Below are 16,912 nucleotides of genomic sequence, written 5' to 3' on the forward strand. Positions count from 1 at the left end.
GGTCTGCTCTCGTCGGTCGTGGGTTCAGAGTGCCGCTTCGATCTTCTTCGCCGCGTCCTCGTCGACCCAGGCGTGCCAGACCTCGGGGTGCTCCTTGAGGAACTCGCGCGCCAGGCGCGCCGCATCGATCCGGTCCTTGGCCATCCGCGCCAGGTCGCTGTTCAGCAGCTCCGCCGGCAGGTTGACCTTCTCCAGCACCGCCACCAGCTCCGGCGCCTGGTCGTGGAAGGTCCGCGACAGGCCGACCTGGATCCTGATGCGCTTGTCGACGCCGGGCCTTTCCTCCAGGCGCACCAGGTCGGCGCGGCCCATCAGCGGCGTCGGCGACCAGTAGTAGAACAGGATAGGCTCGCCGCGCCGATAGCTCGACAGCACCGCCGCGTCCAGTGCCGGGCCGGTGCCCGGACGGAAATTGGTGAACGTCTCCTCCAGGCCGTAGCTTTTCAGCATCTCGCTGTTCTCCAGCTCGCAGGTCCAGCCGGCCGGGCAATTGTAGAAGCGCCCCTTGCCCGGCTCTTCCGGGTCGCGGAAGACCTCGGCGTACTGCGCCAGGTCGGCGATAGAGCGCAGCTTCGGCGCCTTCGCCTCGAGCTTGCGCTGCGGGTCGCCCTCGATCACGTAGCGCGGCACGTACCAGCCCTCCACCGCGCCGACGATGGGTTCGCCGACGCCGACCACCTTGCCGGCCGCGGCAGCCTTGTTCCAGGCGTCGCTGCGGCCGATCCACTCCTCGGCGAAGACCTGGATGTCATTGGTGCTCAGCGCCTGCTCCATGGTGATCGAGTTGCCCGGCAGGCTGTCGGTGGTACAGCCGTAGCCCTTGGCCAGGACGAACTGCATCAGTTCGGTGAGCAGGGTCCCGCTCTCCCAGTTCAGCCCGGCGAACTTCACCGCCTTGCCGGACTCGCACCAGCCTTCCGCCTGGGCGCCCGCCGCGGCGGCGAGCAGGCCGAGGGCACAGAGAACACTCAACATCGACTTCTTGTATCGCATGGTTCGACGCTCCAGATGCACGATTGGGAAAGGCAGTTGGAAAACCTGCGGGCCGCGCCCGGGGGAACGGCCTCGATCGTTGTTATTGGCCGGCGGCTCAGGCCGCCGTCGGTTCCGTCACAGCCCTCCCTGGGCCTGAAGCACGCCATGCGCGGCATCGCCCTTCGGCCTGACCCAGCGCCGGTAGGCGATCACCAGCAAGGCGATCCAGATAGCCCCGACCCACAGGGCCGGGCGGGTGTCCGGGAAATAGCCGAGCACCACGAAGATGAACAGCATGAAGACGATCGCCGCCGCCGGCGCGAATGGCCACAGCGGCACCGGGAACTTCAGCGCGGCGACCTGGCGCGGCCCCATGCGCCGGCGCATGCCGACCTGGGCCAGGAGGATCATCAGCCAGACCCACACGGTGGCGAAGGTGGCGATGGAAGCGATCAACAGGAATACGCTCTGCGGGATCAGGTAGTTCAGCGCTACGCCGAGCAGCAGGGCAACCGCCATCAGCAGCACGGTCATCCACGGCACGCCGTGCCGCGACACCCGCGAGAAGCCGACCGGCGCCTGGCCCTGGCGGGCCATGCCGTAGAGCATGCGACCGGCGCCGAAGATGTCGCTGTTGATCGCCGAAATCGCCGCGGTGATCACCACGACATTGAGGATCGCCGCGGCCGACTCGATCCCCAGGCCGTCGAAGATCTGCACGAAGGGACTGCCGTTGCTGCCGATCTGCTGCCAGGGGAAGATCGCCATCAGCACGAACAGGGTCAGCACGTAGAACAGCAGGATGCGCAGCGGCACCGCATTGATCGCCCGCGGGATCACCCGCTGCGGGTCCTGCGCCTCGCCGGCGGTGATGCCGATGATCTCGATGCCGCCGAAGGCGAATACCACCACCGACAGCGAGGCGACCAGCCCGGCCCAGCCGTTGGGCAGGAAGCCGCCGTGCTGCCACAGGTTGTGCACGCCGGTGGCGGACGTCGCCGCGCCGCCCAGGCTGAAGCCGAAGAACATGATGCCGAGCCCGGCGAGGATCATCGCGACGATGGCGCCGACCTTGACCAGCGACAGCCAGAACTCCAGCTCGCCGAAGACCTTGACATGACAGAGGTTCAGCCCGCCGATGAACAGCACGATGGACAGTACCCAGATCCAGCGCGGCACGTCGGGAAACCAGAACCCCATGTAGATGCCGAACGCGGTGACATCGGCGAGGCAGACGATGATCATCTCGAAAGCGTAGGTCCAGCCGGTGACGAACCCGGCCAGGGGGCCGAGATAGCTGCTGGCGTAATGGCCGAACGAGCCGGACACCGGCTCGTGCACCGCCATCTCGCCGAGCGCGCGCATCACCATGTACACCGCCGCGCCGGCGATCAGGTAGGCCAGCAGCACCGCCGGCCCGGCCATCTGGATGGCCGATGCGGAACCGTAGAACAGGCCGGTGCCGATCGCCGACCCCAGTGCCATGAAACGAATATGACGGGCGTTCAGTCCGCGCCGAAGCCCCGTGTCGTGCGTCATCCCTCGGCTCTCCTGTTGTTGTTCTTGCTGGAGCGCCCCGGCCGAGCGGCCGGGGGCGGGTATCAAAGACTCGGCAACAGCCGGGCCGGCAGCAGCGCGTTCAGGCAACCGCTGGCGAGCAACTGGCTGGCGGCCTCGATGTCAGGGGCGAAGAAGCGATCCTCCTGGTAGTACGGCACCTTGTCGCGCAGCAGGCGGCGAGCCTGCTCCAGCTTCGGCGAACTCTTCAGGCCCTCGCGGAAGTCCAGGCCCTGGCAGGCGCCCAGCCATTCCACGGCGAGAATCCCGCGGACGTTCTCGGCCATCGCCCAGAGCCGTTTGCCGGCGTTCGGCGCCATCGACACGTGGTCTTCCTGGTTGGCCGAGGTCGGCAGGCTGTCGACGCTGGCCGGATGGGCCAGGGCCTTGTTGTCGCTGGCCAGCGCGGCGGCGGTGACCTGGGCGATCATGAAGCCGGAGTTGACCCCGCCGTTGGCCACCAGGAACGGCGGCAACTGCGACATGTGCATGTCCATCATCAGCGAGATGCGCCGCTCCGACAGCGAACCGATCTCGGCCAGCGCCAGGGCCAGGTTGTCGGCGGCCATCGCCACCGGTTCGGCGTGGAAGTTGCCGCCGGAGATCACGTCGCCCTCGGCGGCGAATACCAGCGGGTTGTCGGACACCGCATTGGCTTCGATCTCCAGCACCTCGGCGGCCTGGCGCATCTGGGTCAGGCAGGCGCCCATCACCTGCGGCTGGCAACGCAGCGAATAGGGGTCCTGGACCTTGTCGCACTTCTCATGGGAACGCGCCACCTCGCTGCTGGCGGTGAGCAGGTCGCGATAGGCCGCGGCCACGTCGATCTGCCCACGCTGGCCGCGCGCGGCGTGGATGCGCGCATCGAACGGCGCCCGCGAACCGAGCATGGCCTCGACGCTGAGCCCGCCGCAGACGGTGGCGGCGGCGAACAGGTCCTCGGCCTCGAACAACCCGCGCAGCGCGTAGGCGGTGGACACCTGGGTACCATTGAGCAGGGCCAGGCCTTCCTTCGCCGCCAGGGTCAGCGGCTCCAGCCCGGCCACCGCCAGCGCTTCGGCGGCCGGCAGCCACTCACCGCGATGGCGCGCCCGGCTTTCGCCGATCAGCACCAGCGACATGTGCGCCAGCGGCGCCAGGTCGCCGGACGCACCCACCGAGCCTTTCAGCGGGATGTGCGGATAGACCTCGGCGTTGATCAGCGCGATCAGCGCGTCGATCACCTTGCGGCGGATGCCGGAGAACCCGCGAGCCAGGCTGTTCACCTTGAGCAGCATGACCAGCCGCACCATGGCGTCGTCCAGCGCCTCGCCGACGCCGGCGGCATGGGACAGGACGATGGAACGCTGGAGCTTCTCCAGGTCGGCCGGGGAAATCCGCGTCGAGGCCAGCAGGCCGAAGCCGGTGTTGATGCCGTAGGCGGTGCGGCCCTCGGCGATGATGTTCTCGACACAGGCGACGCTGGCGGCGATCAGCGCGTCGGCGCTGGGATCCAGGCTCAGGCGCACGGGGGCCAGGTAGGCTTGGCGCAGGTCGGCCAGGGTCAACTGGCCGGGTTTCAGATGCAGGCTCATCGAAGGCTCCTTGTTCGGTTCGGCGGGCTCGGCAGCGCCGTCCGCCGGCGGCGTTTCGTGGGATTGAAGGCGGCCGCGCCGCCCTGGAAATTCGTCTCAGGCCCCGTGCGCGGGACGTTCGAAGGCGCCGGGATCGGCCGGCAGGATCATTCGCGCCGGGGCCTGGCGCGTGGCCTTGCGCCGCGCCACCAGGTAGTAGAGGACCGCCGGCACCAGCAAGCCGATGATCCAGGAGATATCCACGCCGCCGAGGTGCTCGACCATCGGTCCGGTGTACAGCGTGGTCGCCAGGAACGGCATCTGCACCAGCACGCCGAGGGTATAGACGGCGATTCCCGGCAGGTTCCAGCGACCGTAGCGGCCGTCGGGGTCGGCCAGCGCGGGCACGTCATAGCGCTCGCGGGTGATGAAGTAGTAGTCGACCAGGTTCACCGCGCTCCACGGGGTGAAGAAGGTCAGCAGGAACAGGATGAAGGACTTGAACGCAGCGAGGAACGAGTGCTGGCCGAGCAGCGCGATGAGCGTCGAGGCGCCGACGATCGCGAGGACGAAGAACAGGCGTTGCACGCGGGTGATCTCCAGTTGGCCGCGTACGCTGCTGATGATGGTCGCGATGCACATGAAGCTGCCGTAGGAGTTCAGCGTGGAAATGGTCACCTTGCCGAAGGCGATGCTGAAGTAGAGCAGCGCGGCGACGGTCCCGCTGCTGCCCAGGCCGACGATGTAGGCCACCTCGCGGCCGGCGAACTGGCCGTTGGCCAGGGCTGCGGAGAACACCCCGAGGACCATCGAGGCCTGGGCGCCGAGCACCGAGCCGAGGCCGACGGCGAGGAAGGTCTTCCACGACGAGGTGGACGCCGGCAGGTAGCGTGAATAGTCGGCCACGTAGGGGCCGAAGGCGATCTGCCAGGACGCCGCCAGCGACACCGCGAGGAGGAACGAGGCCCAGCTGAAATGGCGGATGGCGAGCAGGTCGCCGATGTCGCTGAGCAGCATCAGGCGGCTGAACAGGTAGGCGAAGGCGATGATGCCGAGGACGCTGGCGATCCGCCCGATGATGTGGATGACGCGATAGCCGAGCACCGTCACCAGGACGATGAAGGCGGCGAAGATGAAGATCCCGGCGCTGTCGCTGAGCCCGGTGAGCTGGCCGATGGCCTGGCCGGAAAGCACCGTGCCGGTGGCGGTGAAGCCCAGGTACATCAGGCACACCAGGGCGATCGGGATGCAGGCGCCGTAGACGCCGAACTGCACCCGGCTGGAAATCATCTGCGGCAGCCCCAGGCGCGGCCCCTGCGCGGCGTGCAGGGCCATCACCGCGCCGCCGAGGAGCTGGCCGATGAGCAGGCCGACCAGCGACCAGAACACGTCGCCGCCGAGGACCACGGCGAGGGCGCCGGTGACGATGGCGGTGATCTGCAGGTTGGCCCCCAGCCAGAGGGTGAACTGGCTGTAGAGGCGGCCGTGGCGCTCGTTCGCCGGGATGTAGTCGATCGAGCGCCGTTCGATCAGTGGCTTGCTGTCGCTGCCCTGGGTCATGCTGCTGTACTCCGCTGCGGCTCGCGCGCCGCCATTCTTGTTGTGGCCTGGTCGGGACAGTGGGCGGCCGCCCCCACGCCCCGCCGGCGTGGAGGCGGTTTTCGAGGTCAGCGCTGGGCGGTGATCATCGGCAGGTTCAGGCCCTGCTCCTTCGCGCAATCGATGGCGACCTGGTAGCCGGCGTCGGCGTGCCGCATCACCCCGGTACCCGGGTCGTTGGTCAGCACGCGGGCGATGCGTTCGGCGGCCTCGTCGCTACCGTCGCAGACGATCACCATCCCGGAGTGCTGGGAGAAGCCCATGCCTACGCCGCCGCCGTGGTGCAGCGAGACCCAGGTGGCGCCGCTGGCGGTATTCAGCAGGGCATTCAGCAGCGGCCAGTCGGACACCGCGTCGGAGCCGTCCTGCATGGCCTCGGTCTCGCGGTTGGGGCTGGCCACCGAGCCGGAGTCGAGGTGGTCGCGGCCGATGACGATCGGCGCGGACAGCTCGCCGCTGCGCACCATCTCGTTGAAGGCCAGGCCGAGCTTGGCGCGCAGCCCCAGGCCAACCCAGCAGATGCGCGCCGGCAGGCCCTGGAAGCTGATGCGCTCGCGGGCCATGTCCAGCCAACGGTGCAGGTGGGCATCGTCGGGGATCAGTTGCTTGACCTTGGCGTCGGTCTTGTAGATGTCCTGCGGGTCGCCCGACAGCGCGGCCCAGCGGAACGGACCGATGCCGCGACAGAACAGCGGGCGGATGTAGGCCGGGACGAAGCCGGGGAAATCGAAGGCATTGGCCACCCCCTCTTCCTTGGCCATCTGGCGGATGTTGTTGCCATAGTCGAAGGTCGGCACGCCCTGCTGCTGGAACGCCAGCATGGCCCGCACGTGTACCGCCATGGACTGCTTGGCGGCCTTGACCACGGCGGCCGGGTCGGTCTGCGCGCGGTCGCGGTACTCTTCCCAGCTCCAGCCGGCCGGCAGGTAGCCGTTGAGTGGATCGTGGGCGCTGGTCTGGTCGGTGACCATGTCCGGGCGTACGCCGCGGCGAACCAGTTCCGGAAGGATCTCGGCGGCATTGCCCAGCAGGGCGATGGAGATGGCCTTGCCTTCGGCGGTGTAGCGCTGGATCCGCGCCAGGGCGTCGTCCAGGTCCTTGGCCTGCTCGTCGACGTAGCGACTGCGCAGGCGGAAGTCGATGCGGCTCTGCTGGCACTCGATGTTCAGCGAACAGGCGCCGGCCAGGGTCGCCGCCAGCGGCTGGGCGCCGCCCATGCCGCCAAGGCCGGCGGTAAGCACCCAGCGGCCCTTGAGATTGCCGTCGTAATGCTGGCGGCCAGCCTCGACGAAGGTTTCGTAGGTGCCCTGGACGATGCCCTGGCTGCCGATGTAGATCCACGAACCGGCGGTCATCTGGCCGTACATCGCCAGGCCCTTGGCGTCCAGTTCGTTGAAGTGTTCCCAGGTCGCCCAGTGCGGCACCAGGTTGGAGTTGGCCATCAGCACCCGCGGCGCGTTGGCGTGGGTCTTGAACACGCCGACCGGCTTGCCGGACTGTACCAGCAGGGTCTCGTCGTCGTTCAGTTGCTTGAGGGTCTCGACGATCCTGTCGTAGCACTCCCAGTTGCGCGCGGCACGGCCGATGCCGCCGTAAACCACCAGTTCCCTGGGGTTCTCCGCGACCTCCGGGTCGAGGTTGTTCATCAGCATGCGCAGCGGCGCTTCGGTCAGCCAGCTCTTGGCGGTCAGCGTAGTGCCGCGCGGGGCGCGGATTTCAATATCGCGGAATTTGCTCGGGGTGGTCACGGCAGGCTCCTGGGCGTGGCGTTCAACGGGCGGCGACCGGCGAGGGTGCGCCTGAATTCGGGGACGAAGCAGAGGTCGGGCTGGGTCTACCGAACACATCTATGCTTGTACATACAAGTATAAGCAAAGGAAGGGCCAATTCTGCCGCCACGCCCTCCGGCGATATCTCCACATTCCCGTGAATTTCATTCAACCCTTTGATTTTTCTGTAGTTAAGAATTAGCGAAGGTAGCCTCTCCCCCGGGAGAAGGAGCCTGCCGGAACGGCCCTGGGTGCACGTGATCGAAGCGTGCGCGCACCGGTTTGGGGCCTTCGGTAACACCGTTCAGCGCAATTGCGGGTAACCCCAGCCCTGCGCCTGACGCTCGTAGTCGAGGAGAATCCGGTAATGCTCCTCGCCGGCCGGGAGGAAGCTTTTCAGCGCCAGTGTCGCGGCCAGGTGCGGGCACTCGATCAGCGTCAGGTTCAGCGCTTCGAACAGCTCGCGGCGTTGCGCCGCACTCCAGTGCAGCGAGGTGATCAGCGGCAAGGCCGGGCTCGGCGCGCTGCGCCCGAGCACGCGCAGGCCGTCCAGGCGCTCCGGTGCGTGGCGTTGCAGGTAGCCGAAGGTCACTGCATCCACCGAGGTCAGCTCGACCTCACCCGCGGCCACCATCGCCAGGCTGCGCAGGTGGCCGCCGCTGATGTGCACCTCGGCGAAGAACGCCGAGTCTCGCCCCAGCGGCGCCAGCGCATGGCGCAGCAGGTTCATGCCGCTGTTGGAGTCGTGGTCGTTGAGCGCCAGGCGGGTATTGCGGAAGTCGCCGAGGCGCTGGCGCGCCTGTCCTTCGGCGGCGACGAACAGGCTGCAATGCTCGCCGGGAGCACAATCGGGCAAGTCGTAGCTGGGCACCGCGAGCACCGCCACCTGGCCGCGCAACTGGGTCATCAGCGGATAGCCGCAGGTCTGCGCGAACAACAGGTTAGGCTGTCGCCACTGCACCGCCAGATCGGTGGCGGCCGACGCGTAACGGCGCACGCCCAGGCGCCGGCAGACCTCGCCGATGAAGGTTGCGCCGGCCTGCCTGACGCAGTCCGGCTCGACATACATGTCCAGCGCCGCCACCACCGGGGTATCGATCATGCTCTCGTCCGCCTGCCTTCAATGCTCGGGATGCACCGGCGCATCCACTGGCCGCCAACCGTGGCGCCGCCATAGACGACCATAGCCGGGCAGGTGGAAATCGCCACTGCGTCGCCGGTAGGCACGGCGGCTTGCGCTATACACGCGCGGCAGCAGGTACCAGGGCAGGCCCGGCAGATCGTGGTGGACCAGATGCAAGTTGTTGTTGAGGAACAGCAGCCGCCACGGCCACCCCGCGTCGACCAGCACGCTGCGCTGCGCCGGCTCGCGGGCCGGACGGTGCTCGTAGAAAGAGCGCAGCATGCTCAGGCCGAGGGCCGGATAGGCCACCGCCGGCAGGTACAGCCAGGGTGGGATGCCCGCCCAGCGCCAAAGCCCGGCCAGCAACCCGCCCAGCAGCACGGCATGCAGGCCCCACAGGCGCCAGGCGGCACCCTCTCCCCGGCGCAACCGCGAACCTTCCAGGCGCGCCATCGCCGCCAGGGCCAGCAGCGGGCCGAGGGTGGCGCGACCGAGCAGGGTCTTGTCCAGGCAGAGCCAGCGCCGCCGCCAGGAGCCCAGGCGCGGCCACTCGGACAGACTGACGTAGCGACTCTCGGGGTCCAGCCCCGGGTAGGTCAGTTGCTCGTCGAGGTGGTGCCGCAAGTGGCTGTCACGGTACAGCGGATAGGGATACCAGACGGCCAGTGGCAGGTAGCCGAGCATGGCGTTGAACCTCGGCCAGCGGGTCGGGTGGCCATGGATCAGCTCATGCTGCAACGACATGTAGAGGGAGGCGAACGGCACCAGTCCCGCCAGTACCGGCCAACCCCAGCGCTCATACTGGCTGGCGAGCAGTGCCCAACCGCCGTACAGGCAGGCGATCAGCAGCCAGGTCGGCCATTCGCTGCGCGCCTGGAAGGTATCCTGGAGCCGCCGCACCAGGGTGCGCTGACGCCCGCTCAGGTAGTGCGCCATGAAGGCTGGCGAGGCTTACTTCAGGGAGGTATCGAGGCGCGCGGCGACTTCGGCCGGCACCCAGTGGCTCCAGATTTCGCGATGCTGGCGAAGAAACTGCGCACGCACCTCGCCGACCTCGCGATGATTCTGCGCCATGTCGGCGAGCAGCTCGTTGAACAGCGGCAAGGGGATCTCGACCTTGCGGAACAGCTCGACCAACGCCGGCGCCTTGTCATGGAAATCGCGGGAAACGCCAATGGTGATCTTCGCCGGCAACGAGCGGGAACCGATGGGGTCGGGGTTCTTCGGATCGGACAGGGTGGCCCAGGCCTTCTCGCTGAACGGCGGCTCTTCCAGTTGCACCAGCTTGAAACGGCCCATCAACGGAGTCGGCGACCAATAGTAGAAAAGCACCGGCTCGCCGCGCCGGAAGGCCGCACTGATCGCCGCATCCAGCGCCGGGCCGGTGCCGGTGCGGAAGTTCGTGTAGCTGTCCTGCAACCTGTAGGCCTTGAGCTTCTGGCTGTTGACGATCTCGCAGGTCCAGCCGGTCGGGCAGTTGTAGAAACGCCCCTTGGCGGGCTCCTCGGGATCGCGGAACAGCGCCTTGTAGCGCGGCAGGTCGGCGATCGACCTCAACTCCGGCGCCTTCGCCTCGATGCCTCGTTGCGGGTCGCCCTTGACCAGGTACTCCGGCACCCACCAGCCCTCGGTGGCGCCCTTCACCGTCTCGCCGACGGAGAACACCTCGCCCGCCTCCTCCGCCGCGCGCCACACCGGGCTACGCCCGGCCCATTGCTCCCCGGTGACCTGGATATCGTTCTGGCGCAGGGCGTTTTCCATGGTCACGGTATTGCCCGGCAGCGCGTCGGTCTCGCAGCCGTAGCCTTTTTCCAGTACGTAGCGCAACAGGTCGGTGGTGAACATGCCGCTTTCCCAGTTCAGCCCGGCGAACACCACTTTGCCCGGGTACGGGCATTCCGCCGCGACGGCGGTCTGGCTGGCGAGGCTGGCGCCCAGGGCGAGGACGGCGAGGATCTGGCGAAGCGGGGGCATGCGGGTCTCCCGGTTGGAGTCGGACGGCATGCGGAACTATATAGGCATTAAAAATATTGGATTAATAACGTTTGATTCTTTGGATAGACAAAAGCGCCTACCCTTTCGGTGTAGACGCTTTTTTCTGGCGGCGCCGGCGAATCACAGCGAATCGAGTTCCACCGCACAGACCCACGCCGGCTCGTGGGCCGTCAGGCGCCAATGCTGCAAGCCCTGCAGCCCCTCGGCGCACAGGCAGTCGTGGGCAGCCAGTTGCCCGCGAGGTTGCCCTTGCAAGGAAATCGCTACCCCGTCCTGCTGGGCGAACAGCAGCAGCGTGCTCGCCGTGCCGTGCCAGTCCAGCTCGCCCTCGACCCGCAGCCATTGCAGGCGCGCGCGATGGCGCTGGGGCGCATAGATCAGGTTGAAGTCGCGGATAGCTCCATCGAGCAGGGTGCAGTGCACCTCGCTGTCGCCGGAAAAAGCGAAGGCCTGCCGGGCGCGTAGCGGCGCGGATTCCGCGCCATCCACCCGCAGGCGCATGCCGCCGCCCTCCAGCACGCTGATGATCCGCTGGTAACCGGCGAAGCGGGAGAAGCCGCCGGACTCGCCGACATCGGCGATCGACAGGCGCCAGCCGAAGCCGTCCAGGCCGTCGCCGCCGTCGCGGGCGATCTCCTCGGTGGAGCCGGCGCCGTTCTTCCACGGCATTCTCGGGTAGTCGACGGCGCGCAGGATGCGGAGTTCGCTCATGAGCTGAAACGCCCTTCCAGACGGTGGCGGGAACCCGGGTGCAGCAGCCGCGCGGCGGTCACCGCGACACGCCCGGACCATGTGCGGCGGCGGATCAGCAGGCACGGCTCGCCGCGTTCGATCTGCAACAGCTTGCACTCGGCCGGCTCGGCGAGGATCGCCTCGACCACATGCTCGCCCTCGGTGAGCGGCGCCACCTGGGTCAGGTAGGCATAGGGCGTTTGCCGGGTGAAATCCTGCTTGAGGTAGTCCGGCGCCACCGCGGCGTTCACGTAGCGGTCCTCGATCTGCACCGGGATATCGTTCTCGTAGTGCACGATCAGCGAGTGGAACACCCGCTGGCCTTCGCGCACGTCCAGTGCCAGGGCGCGCTCGGGGCCGGCGACCTCCTCGCCGAGGGTGATCACCTGGCAACGATGGCGATGCCCGCGGGCCGCGATCTCGTCGGCGATGTTGTGCACCTCGAACAGCGCCGACTGGCCCTTGGGCTCGGCGACGAAGGTTCCTACCCCCTGCATGCGCACCAGCAGGCCGTCGCTGGTCAGTTCGCGCAGGGCGCGATTGATGGTCATGCGACTGAAGCCGAGCTGGCTGACCAGTTCGCTCTCGGACGGCACCCGGTGGTGCGGCGGCCAGGCGCCCGACTGGATCTGGCTGACGATCATCTGCTTGACCCGCGCGTAGAGCGGCGCCGGTACCTCGCCGAGTTGCGAGGCCAGCGGGGAACGATCGGAGGAAGAGGACGTCACGGAGAGACTCCTTGTCGAGGCGTCGATGAAGTGAGTTTACGCACCGCTTAATCGTCTGTATATGTATATACAAATAAAACAGACTGCGTGTGAGCTGATTATGTCCGCAATTTTCGCTGAACGTGCGTTGCTGCCGGAAGGCTGGGCGCGAAATGTCCGTTTCGAGATTTCCGCGGACGGAGTCCTCGCCGAGATTCGTCCCGACGCCAACGCCGACGGCGCCGAACGCCTCGGCGGCGCCGTGCTGCCGGGGATGCCCAACCTCCATTCGCACGCGTTCCAGCGCGCCATGGCCGGGCTCGCCGAAGTCGCCGGCAATCCCAACGACAGTTTCTGGACCTGGCGCGAGCTGATGTACCGGATGGTCGCTCGACTGTCGCCGGAACAGATCGAGGTCATCGCCTGCCAGCTCTACATCGAGATGCTCAAGGCCGGCTACACCGCGGTGGCGGAATTCCACTACGTCCATCACGACCTCGACGGCCGCTCCTACGCCGACCCCGCCGAACTTTCCCTGCGCATCTCCCGCGCCGCCAGCGCCACAGGTATCGGCCTGACCCTGCTGCCCGTGCTTTACAGTCACGCAGGCTTCGGCGGCCAGCCGGCCAGCGAGGGCCAGCGGCGCTTCATCAATGGCAGCGAGGCCTACCTGGAACTGCTCCAGCGCCTGCGCGCGCCGCTGGAGGCGGCAGGCCACTCCCTGGGCCTGTGCTTCCACTCCCTGCGCGCGGTGACTCCGCAGCAGATCGCCACGGTCCTCGCCGCCGGCCACGACGACCTGCCGGTCCACATCCATATCGCCGAACAGCAGAAGGAAGTCGACGACTGCCTGGCCTGGAGCGGACGCCGGCCGTTGCAATGGCTGTACGAGAACGTCGCGGTCGACCAGCGCTGGTGCCTGGTCCATGCGACCCACGCCGACCCCGCCGAGGTGGCGGCGATGGCGCGTAGCGGCGCGGTGGCCGGCCTGTGCCTGAGCACCGAGGCCAACCTCGGCGACGGCATCTTCCCGGCGACGGACTTCCTCGCCCAGGGCGGGCGCCTGGGCATCGGCTCGGACAGCCACGTCTCGCTCAGCGTGGTCGAGGAACTCCGCTGGCTGGAATACGGCCAGCGCCTGCGCGACCGGAAACGCAACCGGCTGTACCGCGACGACCAGCCGATGATCGGCCGCACGCTCTACGACGCTGCTCTGGCTGGCGGCGCCCAGGCCCTTGGGCAGCCGATCGGTAGTCTCGCCGTGGGCCGTCGCGCCGACCTGCTGGTGCTCGACGGCAACGACCCCTACCTGGCCAGCGCCGAGGGCGACGCCCTGCTCAACCGCTGGCTGTTCGCCGGCGGCGACCGCCAGGTGCGCGACGTGATGGTGGCCGGCAGATGGGTGGTGCGCGACGGCCGGCATGCAGGGGAAGAGCGCAGCGCACGGGCATTCGTCCAGGTGCTGGGGGAACTGCTCGACTGACCCTGCACAGCGGCGGACAACCGCGTTGCGCTTATCCGCCCCACTCGTTCGAGCCGTCGGGCGCTAAACGCCGATACTTCCCACGCCAGCCGCCAGGCGTGAACGGCGCTGGAAAGAAAAAACGCCCCGGCGGGGCGTTCCTTCACTGGCTCCGCTTCAACTGGCCGTCGGGTACCCGCCAGATCAGCTCGTCCACCGCGTAACCGCGGCTGCGCGCTTCTTCCAGCAGACGTTCGCGGGTCTGCTGCGAAACCTGCGGGGTACGCGACAGCAGCCACAGGTATTCACGGTTCGGATTGCCCACCAGCGCGGTACGGTAGTCGTCGTCCACCGCCAGCACCCAATAGTCGCCGCGCGCCACGTTGGGGAAGAGATTGGCGAACCAGTTGTCGAAGCGCACCCACAACTTGTCGGTGCGACCCGGCTGCTGGGCGACTGCCCGCCCCTCCACCTGCTCCCAGTCGCCATCCAGGGTCAGGCAGCGATTGATCACCTGGATGCTCTGGTCTTCCTGCAAGCGGTAATGCGCCTCCGATTGCGCGCAGTTGCGCTGGAAGAACATCGGCAAGCGCGCCAGTTCGTACCAGGTGCCCTGGTAGCGCTGGAGATCGACCTGCTCGGTGGCCGGCGGATTCTTCGGCGAGCCCGCGCAACCGACCAGCAGCAAGCCCAGCCACAGGGTGCAGAGCACCCGGATCGGCAGACCGATCACTTGAGCCCCTGGCCGGAGAAGAGCAGCGCCTTGTCGGCCGCGTACTGCACGCTGATGAAAGCCTTCTCGTCGCCCCAGGTGCAACTGGACATGCCCAGCGCGCCGGAGCACTCGGTGGGCTTGCCGAGGATCGCCTCGACCTCGGCCTTGCTCATGCCGGCCTTGAGCTTGGAATAGTTTTCCTGGTTGATCTTGCTGCAGGCGGCCAGGACGACGCAGAAAGCGACCACGGCCAGGGTACGGAACGACGCCATGAGGAACTCCTTGTTCGGGGGAAGCGCTGCCCTACAGCTTGGCACACGCGGGGGAAATCCGGAGCCTTGGAGTCAGAAACGCGAACCGGGTTCCCTGAGGAACGCCGTCTCCTCCTCGCTGGAGGGGCGGCCGAGAATGGCGTTGCGATGGGGAAAGCGACCGAAGCGGGCGACTACCGCATGATGCCGCTCGGCATAGTCGTAGAAATCGTCGAAGGGCTTGCGCACGCTGCCACCGACCTGATCGCGCAGGTCGCGGAAGCAGGCTACCGCCCGCTCCTGGCTGGGCAGGTCCTCGGCGTGCTCCAGGACCAGGTAGGCGAACACCCGGCGCACCGGCGGCAACTGGCGGTCGAAGCCTTTTTCCAGGCCCTCGCGCACCACCCGTTGCGCCCGGGCGTCGCCGGCGTAGGCGCGCGGCGTGTCGCGGTAGATCATCCGCGGCAACTGGTCGAGCAACAGGATCAGCGCCAGCCAGCCATCGGCCTCAGCCGTCCACTCCTGCAAGCCGCCGTCCAGCGCCTGGTTCACCAGGTCGCCGAAACGGCCGCCGGCATCGGCGTCCTGGCAGACGTTCTTGCCGAACCACAGGCCGTTGCGCTGGGCAACCACCTCGGCGGCATCGCTGGAGGTGCCGAACCACCAGTCGAGCAAGGTCTCCCAGGGCGCGCTCATCGGCCTACTCCGCGTGGTAGCCGGTGATGCGCTCGACTTCCTGCTTCGAGCCGAGGAACACCGCGACACGCTGGTGCAGGTTCTCCGGCTTGATGTCGAGGATGCGCTGGGTGCCGTTGGTGGCGGCGCCGCCGGCCTGCTCGATGATGAACGACATCGGGTTGGCTTCGTACATCAGGCGCAGCTTGCCGGGCTTCTCCGGCTCGCGGGCGTCGCGCGGGTACATGAAGACGCCGCCACGGGTCAGGATGCGGTGGACGTCGGCGACCATCGAGGCGATCCAGCGCATGTTGTAGTTCTTGCCCAGCGGGCCTTCCTTGCCGGCCAGCAGTTCTTCCACGTAGCGTTTCACCGGCGCTTCCCAGTGGCGCTGGTTGGACATGTTGATGGCGAACTCGGCGGTGCTTTCCGGCACGCTGATGTTGTCGTGGGTGAGGACGAAGCTGCCCAGCTCGCGATCCAGGGTGAAGCCCTTGACGCCATTGCCGAGGGTCAGCATCAGCATGGTCTGCGGGCCGTAGATGGCGTAGCCGGCGGCGACCTGGGTGGTGCCCGGCTGGAGGAAGGCTTCCTCGCGCAGGGTATCGTTCTGGTTCAGGTACTCGTTGGGGCAGCGCAGCACCGAGAAGATGGTGCCGACCGAGACGTTGACGTCGATGTTGCTGGAGCCGTCCAGCGGGTCGAAGACCAACAGGTAGGCGCCTTTCGGATAGCGCCCCGGAATCTGGTAGGGGTGGTCCATCTCCTCGGAGGCCATGCCGGCCAGGTTGCCGGCCCATTCGTTGGCTTCCAGCAGGATCTCGTTGGACATCACGTCCAGCTTCTTCTGCACCTCGCCCTGCACGTTCTCGGTGCCCATGCTGCCGAGCACGCCGCCCAGCGCGCCCTTGGACACCGCATGGCTGATTTCCTTGCAGGCACGCGCCACGACCTCGATGAGGAAGCGCAGGTCGGCCGGGGTGTTGTGGCTGCGGGTCTGCTCGATCAGATAGCGGCTCAGGGTAACGCGGGACATGGATGGCTCCGGAGAGAGGAAAAAACCCGCGCAGTTTAACGCGGAATTGGCGGTCACGCTTGACTCCGCGCAACCGCCGGTTGGAGATCGGCGGCGGCGGCGCGGTTCATTTCCGCGGCGCGCAACCGATCGACGGTCGTCAGCCGCGCCCCATCTCGCCGTTCAGGCTGGCCTGGACGATTTCCACCCAGTAGCCGTCGGGATCGCTGATGAAGGCCACGTTCTTCATGCCTCGGTCCAGCGGCTTGACGAAGTTCACCCCGAGCGTTTCGAAACGCTCGCAGGCCGCCACCAGGTCGGGCACCGAGAAACAGATATGGCCGAACCCGCGCGGGTCCTGGTTGCCGTTGTGGTACTGGCTGTCGTCGCTCTCGCTGCCCCAGTTGTGGGTCAGCTCGAGGACCGACTGGCGCCCGAAGGTATATCGCTGGCGCTCGTCGACCGCATCAGGCACTTCTTCGCCACGGGTCATGGCGAGGAAATACAGGGAGAAGCGGCCTTCCTCGAAATCCAGGCGACGCAGCAGGCGCATGCCGAGCACCCGCGAGTAGAAGTCGAGCGAGCGCTTCGGATCCTTGACCCGCAACATGGTGTGGTTGAACACGTATTCCTGGGTGATGGCGTCCGGCTCCATGCAGATGCCGGGCTGTACTTCGGTGTTGAAACTCATCGGGCGATTCCCTCGAACGAAACGGATCGGCAGTGTATGGCGGTCGACCGGGCGGCGAGTAACAGCGGGGTACTACTCTCTTGATGCCGGCGC

General features: G+C 67.3%; 16 protein-coding genes. 1 reads left to right on the forward strand and 15 read right to left on the reverse strand.

Annotated features, from left to right (window positions below; translation table 11 throughout):
• Nucleotides 1–24: 24 nt before the first annotated feature.
• The 10 genes from ACYAF3_RS08820 to hutC all read right to left on the reverse strand — a co-directional run bounded on the left by ACYAF3_RS08820 (nucleotide 25) and on the right by hutC (nucleotide 12,031).
• Nucleotides 25–993 (reverse strand): ABC transporter substrate-binding protein, encoded by a 969-nt coding sequence (locus tag ACYAF3_RS08820; RefSeq protein WP_003095948.1) that lies wholly within the window; start codon nucleotides 991–993, stop codon nucleotides 25–27.
• 117 nt (nucleotides 994–1,110) lie between these two features.
• Complete coding sequence (locus ACYAF3_RS08825; RefSeq protein ID WP_003101758.1) at nucleotides 1,111–2,514, reverse strand: amino acid permease; 1,404 nt, start codon at nucleotides 2,512–2,514, stop codon at nucleotides 1,111–1,113.
• A gap of 62 nt (nucleotides 2,515–2,576) precedes the next feature.
• Nucleotides 2,577–4,106 carry a histidine ammonia-lyase gene (gene hutH / locus ACYAF3_RS08830; protein ID WP_003123633.1) on the reverse strand — a complete coding sequence of 510 codons (1,530 nt, stop codon included), beginning with the start codon at nucleotides 4,104–4,106 and terminating at the stop codon, nucleotides 2,577–2,579.
• Between the two features lie 96 nt (nucleotides 4,107–4,202).
• Nucleotides 4,203–5,645: a purine-cytosine permease family protein gene (locus tag ACYAF3_RS08835; protein ID WP_003123634.1), complete on the reverse strand. Its 1,443-nt coding sequence runs from the start codon at nucleotides 5,643–5,645 to the stop codon at nucleotides 4,203–4,205.
• A gap of 107 nt (nucleotides 5,646–5,752) precedes the next feature.
• Entirely contained in the window at nucleotides 5,753–7,432 is a 1,680-nt protein-coding gene (gene hutU / locus ACYAF3_RS08840; protein WP_003123635.1) for a urocanate hydratase, read from the reverse strand.
• A gap of 325 nt (nucleotides 7,433–7,757) precedes the next feature.
• Entirely contained in the window at nucleotides 7,758–8,555 is a 798-nt protein-coding gene (locus tag ACYAF3_RS08845; protein WP_003114463.1) for a phosphate/phosphite/phosphonate ABC transporter substrate-binding protein, read from the reverse strand.
• An 18-nt stretch (nucleotides 8,556–8,573) separates the two neighbouring features.
• On the reverse strand, nucleotides 8,574–9,512 hold the full coding sequence (locus ACYAF3_RS08850) for a fatty acid desaturase (RefSeq protein WP_003101765.1): 939 nt from the start codon (nucleotides 9,510–9,512) through the stop codon (nucleotides 8,574–8,576).
• A 15-nt stretch (nucleotides 9,513–9,527) separates the two neighbouring features.
• Nucleotides 9,528–10,550 (reverse strand): ABC transporter substrate-binding protein, encoded by a 1,023-nt coding sequence (locus ACYAF3_RS08855; RefSeq protein WP_012614639.1) that lies wholly within the window; start codon nucleotides 10,548–10,550, stop codon nucleotides 9,528–9,530.
• 141 nt (nucleotides 10,551–10,691) lie between these two features.
• The gene (locus ACYAF3_RS08860; protein ID WP_003121232.1) at nucleotides 10,692–11,282 is read right to left on the reverse strand and encodes a HutD/Ves family protein; all 591 of its coding nucleotides are present in this window, start codon (nucleotides 11,280–11,282) and stop codon (nucleotides 10,692–10,694) included.
• A complete protein-coding gene (hutC, locus tag ACYAF3_RS08865; RefSeq protein WP_003095970.1) occupies nucleotides 11,279–12,031 on the reverse strand; it encodes a histidine utilization repressor in 753 nt (250 codons plus the stop codon). The genes ACYAF3_RS08860 and hutC overlap by 4 nt, the downstream gene beginning before the upstream one ends.
• A 100-nt stretch (nucleotides 12,032–12,131) precedes the next feature.
• On the opposite strand from hutC, the gene ACYAF3_RS08870 reads away from it, so the two are divergent.
• Nucleotides 12,132–13,493, forward strand: a complete 1,362-nt coding sequence (locus tag ACYAF3_RS08870) for a formimidoylglutamate deiminase (protein WP_003146440.1) — start codon at nucleotides 12,132–12,134, stop codon at nucleotides 13,491–13,493.
• Nucleotides 13,494–13,635: 142 nt separating this feature from the next.
• On the opposite strand, the gene ACYAF3_RS08875 is transcribed toward ACYAF3_RS08870, so the two are convergent.
• From ACYAF3_RS08875 to gloA, 5 genes are all read right to left on the reverse strand, one after another.
• Nucleotides 13,636–14,205, reverse strand: coding sequence for a lipocalin family protein (locus ACYAF3_RS08875; RefSeq protein WP_003095980.1), 570 nt, complete (start codon nucleotides 14,203–14,205; stop codon nucleotides 13,636–13,638).
• Nucleotides 14,202–14,459 (reverse strand): outer membrane protein assembly factor BamE domain-containing protein, encoded by a 258-nt coding sequence (gene bamE, locus ACYAF3_RS08880; protein ID WP_003095983.1) that lies wholly within the window; start codon nucleotides 14,457–14,459, stop codon nucleotides 14,202–14,204. The genes ACYAF3_RS08875 and bamE overlap by 4 nt, the downstream gene beginning before the upstream one ends.
• A gap of 72 nt (nucleotides 14,460–14,531) precedes the next feature.
• Complete coding sequence (locus ACYAF3_RS08885; RefSeq protein ID WP_003101790.1) at nucleotides 14,532–15,134, reverse strand: DUF924 family protein; 603 nt, start codon at nucleotides 15,132–15,134, stop codon at nucleotides 14,532–14,534.
• A gap of 4 nt (nucleotides 15,135–15,138) precedes the next feature.
• On the reverse strand, nucleotides 15,139–16,149 hold the full coding sequence (locus ACYAF3_RS08890; protein ID WP_003095990.1) for a class 1 fructose-bisphosphatase: 1,011 nt from the start codon (nucleotides 16,147–16,149) through the stop codon (nucleotides 15,139–15,141).
• Nucleotides 16,150–16,288: 139 nt separating this feature from the next.
• Nucleotides 16,289–16,819, reverse strand: a complete 531-nt coding sequence (gloA, locus tag ACYAF3_RS08895) for a lactoylglutathione lyase (RefSeq protein WP_003101793.1) — start codon at nucleotides 16,817–16,819, stop codon at nucleotides 16,289–16,291.
• Nucleotides 16,820–16,912 lie beyond the last annotated feature (93 nt).

The organism is Pseudomonas sp. TZ252 (assembly GCF_056110345.1).

Bases quoted from the DNA above. Each gene is read 5' to 3' on its own strand.
- ACYAF3_RS08870 (WP_003146440.1), top strand. From the start codon at position 12,132: ATGTCCGCAATTTTCGCTGAACGTGCGTTGCTGCCGGAAGGCTGGGCG.
- ACYAF3_RS08860 (WP_003121232.1), bottom strand. From the start codon at position 11,282: ATGAGCGAACTCCGCATCCTGCGCGCCGTCGACTACCCGAGAATGCCG.
- ACYAF3_RS08850 (WP_003101765.1), bottom strand. From the start codon at position 9,512: ATGGCGCACTACCTGAGCGGGCGTCAGCGCACCCTGGTGCGGCGGCTC.
- ACYAF3_RS08885 (WP_003101790.1), bottom strand. From the start codon at position 15,134: ATGAGCGCGCCCTGGGAGACCTTGCTCGACTGGTGGTTCGGCACCTCC.
- ACYAF3_RS08890 (WP_003095990.1), bottom strand. From the start codon at position 16,149: ATGTCCCGCGTTACCCTGAGCCGCTATCTGATCGAGCAGACCCGCAGC.
- ACYAF3_RS08835 (WP_003123634.1), bottom strand. From the start codon at position 5,645: ATGACCCAGGGCAGCGACAGCAAGCCACTGATCGAACGGCGCTCGATC.
- ACYAF3_RS08845 (WP_003114463.1), bottom strand. From the start codon at position 8,555: ATGATCGATACCCCGGTGGTGGCGGCGCTGGACATGTATGTCGAGCCG.
- ACYAF3_RS08855 (WP_012614639.1), bottom strand. From the start codon at position 10,550: ATGCCCCCGCTTCGCCAGATCCTCGCCGTCCTCGCCCTGGGCGCCAGC.
- bamE (WP_003095983.1), bottom strand. From the start codon at position 14,459: ATGGCGTCGTTCCGTACCCTGGCCGTGGTCGCTTTCTGCGTCGTCCTG.
- hutH (WP_003123633.1), bottom strand. From the start codon at position 4,106: ATGAGCCTGCATCTGAAACCCGGCCAGTTGACCCTGGCCGACCTGCGC.
- ACYAF3_RS08825 (WP_003101758.1), bottom strand. From the start codon at position 2,514: ATGACGCACGACACGGGGCTTCGGCGCGGACTGAACGCCCGTCATATT.
- gloA (WP_003101793.1), bottom strand. From the start codon at position 16,819: ATGAGTTTCAACACCGAAGTACAGCCCGGCATCTGCATGGAGCCGGAC.
- ACYAF3_RS08820 (WP_003095948.1), bottom strand. From the start codon at position 993: ATGCGATACAAGAAGTCGATGTTGAGTGTTCTCTGTGCCCTCGGCCTG.